The organism is Pseudomonas edaphica, from assembly GCF_005863185.1.
Taxonomy (GTDB): domain Bacteria; phylum Pseudomonadota; class Gammaproteobacteria; order Pseudomonadales; family Pseudomonadaceae; genus Aquipseudomonas; species Aquipseudomonas edaphica.
Window position 1 is genome coordinate 1 of the sequence record NZ_VBVZ01000509.1, and the last position, 4,571, is coordinate 4,571.

5 protein-coding genes are annotated in these 4,571 nt (G+C 57.5%); 3 read left to right on the forward strand and 2 right to left on the reverse strand.

Annotation, left to right across the window (positions count from 1 at the left end; translation table 11 throughout):
* Positions 1 to 274 (reverse strand): hypothetical protein (locus FEM54_RS34410; RefSeq protein WP_205894429.1); only part of this gene is annotated, 274 nt, incomplete at its 3' end.
* Here FEM54_RS34410 and FEM54_RS25380 point away from each other — a divergent pair.
* Entirely contained in the window at positions 161 to 2,500 is a 2,340-nt protein-coding gene (locus FEM54_RS25380) for a dermonecrotic toxin domain-containing protein (RefSeq protein ID WP_338109353.1), read from the forward strand. The genes FEM54_RS34410 and FEM54_RS25380 overlap by 114 nt on opposite strands.
* Positions 2,501 to 2,519: 19 nt before the next feature.
* Here FEM54_RS25380 and FEM54_RS25385 read toward each other — a convergent pair whose 3' ends face one another.
* Positions 2,520 to 2,789, reverse strand: coding sequence for a PepSY domain-containing protein (locus FEM54_RS25385; protein WP_017138134.1), 270 nt, complete (start codon positions 2,787 to 2,789; stop codon positions 2,520 to 2,522).
* 152 nt (positions 2,790 to 2,941) lie between these two features.
* Between FEM54_RS25385 and FEM54_RS25390 the strand changes: the two genes are divergently transcribed.
* Together FEM54_RS25390 and FEM54_RS25395 are read left to right on the forward strand one after the other, a co-directional pair.
* Positions 2,942 to 3,937 (forward strand): FecR family protein, encoded by a 996-nt coding sequence (locus tag FEM54_RS25390; RefSeq protein ID WP_138453529.1) that lies wholly within the window; start codon positions 2,942 to 2,944, stop codon positions 3,935 to 3,937.
* A gap of 318 nt (positions 3,938 to 4,255) precedes the next feature.
* On the forward strand, positions 4,256 to 4,571 hold a 316-nt coding region (locus FEM54_RS25395; protein WP_138453530.1), incomplete at its 3' end, for a hypothetical protein.

The following is a 4,571-nucleotide window of genomic DNA, read 5'->3' on the forward strand; positions in this document are numbered from 1 at the left end:
TCAACAGGCTCTGCCCGTCTGGCTGGGTTTGGCACCCCCTCAGGATCAGCTTCATCAAGCCGAGCTGCTTGAGCAGTATCACAACAGTGCGCCTGACGAAAAAGACTACCTCAATGGCATCACCGCTATCGGCAAGCATGCGCACACGGCACTTCTGGCGTTGCTCAAGGCACGCTATCCCGAACAGCCACTGAACCCCGATGATGTAATGATCCCGTTGCATCAGGCGCTCGACGTGAATGTCTGCAGCCTGACCGACTTTGCTTTGCGGCATTGGCCCGACCTGGACGCCGAAAACATCCGCCCACGCTCACGCAACGCGACTGCCTTGCCGGCCACATTGGATGCCAGTGCCGTGGTGCAAATGGTGCGCCAACTGGATCTGAACAGCGCTTACCAGAAGTTGTTGCAAAGCCACCTGGACGCTAACACGGATGAAGGCCGTAAACGCCGAGGCCTGTATTGCCGACAGTTACCCTGGCAAACCCTGCAATACGCCCATGAGCAAAGGCTGCAGGAGCGGCTGACGGCGCAGGCACTGAGCCATGTTCAGCAGGTATTCGACATGCCGGACGCACTGGCGCGGGCTGCGCTCGACGGGGCAACGGCAATGTTCAGACCCTTGGAGTTGATTGCCACCGAAGGTGCTTCCCTGGCCAAGGTGCTGGGGATGTACTTGATTGGTCCCACAACCCGCAGCGCTGGGCCGCTGGTGCTGTACGCGCCCTACAGCGAAAACCATACACTCAAGGAGTATGCGAACGAGCAAGCGCTGCTGGATGAATTGACCAAGCCTGGAGAGCTTCAGGACTGGGTGGTGCTGCACCTGGAGGCGACGCATCAGGCAACCTACCGCAATTTGCTGCAAAACAACCGTCATCGCCCCCTCGATATCCGCCTGGCCTCGACCGTCGTCACCGGCAATGCCCTTCACTACCTGTTCGACGACAACACGCAGATATTGCTCAAAATGCTCGCCTGCCAATTCGAGAAAGGCGCGAAATCGCTCTGGGACAGGGTCATCTACCTGCTGCGCGAGGGCATCCCCGCAGCCGCTCAGTTCATGGCAGGAAAACTCGCGTATCCGCTGGCGGTGTGGCGAAGCTACAAAATGTTCAAACGTTCAGCCGATGCATTGCAGTTGCATCAGTGGAAGGCCGGCCTGAAGGATTTCATCATCGGCGTGGCTCATTTGGCCGCCCTGCACAATGAGCTTGAGGGCACCGAAGCCCCGCCGCCTACCGAAACGGAAGTATCACAAGCCAACCTGTCAGACGAAACCCTGCCCGCGGCCCCCCACCTGACGACCCTGGATATCACCGCACCCGCGCGTACCGGGTTGCAGCCTTTCGAAGCTCACGATGTCGCATTGAAGGACCTGGAACAGAGTGCTTCCAGCCATGTGTACATGGACAAGGCGAGCTTGAAAGACTATGTGCCACTGGCAGGCAAGGTGTACGCGGTGAAGAAAACCGCCGAGCGCTGGCGCCTGTCCAAGGATAAGCATGTGGGCGCGTATGTGGGCCGTAATTCACAAGGTAAATGGGTGCTGGACCTCAGCCTGCATAACCCGCGATATGGCAAAGTCATGTCGCGCATGCACACGCGGGCCGGCGAACGGGCAGCGATCAATATCGAGGCGACGGGCATACGCGAAATTGCCGCACTCTCGAGTTGGAAAGCCCAAGTCATCACAGAAGGGTTAAACGTTGCGATCTATTACACCGTCAATTGCAAACGCAACATCGTTCAGTTTGCAAAACAGCGTGCGCCCGATAGCCGGGCAGGCCGCTTTTTAGGTGAATTATTCGGTGTCGTCAGCCTGACACCTGACCAGTTGAGCAGAGTCGAGAAAATAGTCGACCTGATATTGGATGAACTGAGCGATCCGACCCTGACCAGCGCCGACTCCAAGCGTTTTGTCAGTGGGACCAGCCGTGTCAGTGCAGCGCACCAATACGCGTTTGTCATTCCTGAAGACAGGGAGCGCAAGCTGTACCTGCTCAATCGGTTCTTTGATCCAGGTATGGACAGTTACCAGAACCGTTTGAATTCACCTTTTGACCTCTGCGCCCACGCCAGGGCGAGTACCCTGATTCACGAACTGACGCACTTGAAGCTCGAGACTGAAGACATCGCCTATCTTGACTCGATGCGGCCGTTCACCGACTTGATCAACGCGGCCAAACCGGGCGCCCAGATACTCAAAACAACCCTGGAGGACCTGCAAAGAACCGCGCTCTCCACCATGACGCCCGCGACGATGCTGTTCAAGACCTGGGATGATTACTCGGCGCAATGGGAAGACTATGGGCCTGACACTGCAACGGCTCACGTTAGACAAAAAGTCCTGAACACCACCGGCACCAAGGACCTCAAGGATGCCCGCGACGTCTTCATGAGTAACGCCGACAAACGCATTGACACGATTTTGGCCAATGCCGACTCAGTGACTTACTTGATTACGCACTTGGGTCGTGTTTTGGATCCGGGGGCTTGAGCAGCCCCCGCCAGTCGCGTCAGTCTTTCTGATCGCGCAGAACGTTGCCGGAGGCGCCATCGATACGCGCTTCATACACGATGCCATCGGACTTGCGCCCTTTGACTTCCCAGTAACCGTTGTCATCGGCTTCGGCTTTGTAGACCTCGACATAGCCGGCCTTGGTCTTGGCGGTTTCAATGGCTTTTTCGATGGTGATCCAGCCCGCGCCCGGCTTATCGGCCAGGGCGGCGCCGGCGCTGAGCAGTGCGGTGGTTGCACACAGGGCGACTAAGGTTTTCTTCAGCATATTCGTTCTCCATTGTGGGAATGACGGACTCGTGTCCTGTGTTTTCTGATGTTTCCAAACGAGAATAAGTTCCAATTGATGTGCAATCGCCATGACGGCTGTTCTCGCCATCCGCCTTGGGAGGTTAGAATGTGGGAAATCAGGACGGTTTAATGACTCAACAGCCCCTTTCAGAAGACGACTATGACGCGATCACCGATGCCGCCGCGCATTGGTGCATGCGCCTGCATGCCAGTGATTGCTCGGCGGGCGAGCGTCGGGCTTTTGAACAATGGCACGACGCCCATCCGCTGCATGCCTTTGAGTATGCGGCCATGCTGGAAATCTGGGACGTGGCTGACCACCTGCCACGCAGCGAACCTGTTGCGGTTGTGCTGCCGTTAAAACCGCGCAGCCGCTTGCGCACTTACGCGGTGGCCGCCGCGATATGCCTCGCCGCCCTGCCGCTGGCCGCCTTTACCGGCTGGGAAGCGGGCTGGTTGCCCAGTTCCTATGAGCATTTCGAAGCCGACACGGGCTTGCGCAAAGTCACCCTCGGCGACGGCAGCCAGGTTGAATTGAACCTGGGCACCGAACTGGTCTACAGCCATTACAAGGATGAACGCCGCGTGACCTTGAACAAGGGCGAAGCGTTTTTCAAAGTCACCCATGACCGCCTTCACCCGTTTATCGTCAAGGCGGGCGAAGGCCAGGTTCGGGTGACCGGCACTCAGTTCAACGTCTGGAAATATGAAGACCAGGTGCGGGTGATGTTGCTTGAAGGCTCGGTGCAGATTTCCAGTGACAAGCAGCACGCCAGCGTGCCCCTTACCCCAGGCATGCAGGCCACTTACAACCTGGGCGATGCCACCCCGCAAATCGCTGCGATTAACCCCAATGATTCGACCCTGGCCTGGCGCCAGGGCAAACTGGTACTCGACAACCTGGCCCTGACGGACGCGTTGCCGCTGATCAACCGCTACCTGAACAAACCGGTGATGCTGGCAGATGCCAGTACCGGGGCGATTCGCATCGGCGGCATCTACAACATCAACGAGGTCAACAACCTCGTGCCTTCCCTGCCCAAGGTACTGCCGGTCTACCTGACCCAGAACCAGGACGGCAACACGGTCCTCAATTCCATACCGCGTAAAGCCCCCAAGGGCTGAGTCTGCCAGCCGGCAACGGCGAGTTTGCTCGCGCCCAAGTGTCCATTTTTGAAACACCTCCCTCGCTTGAATCGCCCGCCCGGTGCGCATTCATGGCTTTGTCACGTGCAGTGTTACATCGCTGAGACACCCTTGAGGCGGGGCCGGGCATGCCCCTTGACGGCGACACTGTTTCAACCCTGAAACAGCACCGCCATCACTTTGCCTCGTTTTATCTCCAACCCTCTGAATATAAACAATAAATAAAAAGCGGCACGCGTTCTGCTCTGTTCCTGATAACGCTGTTTAGGGTCAGCGTGAAGAACAAGGAACACTGCCATGGACACACACAATAAGGGCTCACTGAGCCTCCTGCTGATCAGCTGTGCACTGAGTGCCAGCGTGAGCGTTCCAGTGCTCGCGGCCGGTGATGGTGTGATCGTGGTTGAACGCCAGGTTCAACCTTATGCAATCGGTCGCTCACGCGGCCAAGACCCCTACCCCAATACCGTGAATGCCAACCCCTCGGCCCAAGTCAATCGCGCCATGAACCATGAGCTCAGCGATAACGACATTGCCGGTATCAGCAGCGGTTCCAGCATTACGCGCAGCATCATGCCAAACGGTGACATTACCGGTTTGAACTCTCTCGGTG